The following is a 254-nucleotide window of genomic DNA, read 5'->3' on the forward strand; positions in this document are numbered from 1 at the left end:
TTCTCTCCTCGCCTACCTGTGTCGGTTTGCGGTACAGGCACCTATTTCCTCGCTAGAAGCTTTTCTTGGCAGCGTAGAATCAGGAACTTCGGTACTATATTTCCCTCGCCATCACAACTCAGCCTTAATGATGTGCGGATTTGCCTACACATCAGCCTAATTGCTTGGACGCGCATATCCAGCAGCGCGCTTACCCTATCTTTCTGCGTCCCTCCATTGCTCAAACGGAAATCAGGTGGTACAGGAATATCAAC

The 254-nt window shown here is 49.6% G+C and carries 1 rRNA gene; it reads right to left on the reverse strand.

From position 1 onward, the window contains the following. Positions 1–254, reverse strand: a 23S ribosomal RNA gene (locus ACX6U0_RS21410); the annotation flags it as partial.

It is taken from the genome of Gottfriedia sp. ABJ_BB2_2, from assembly GCF_055484705.1.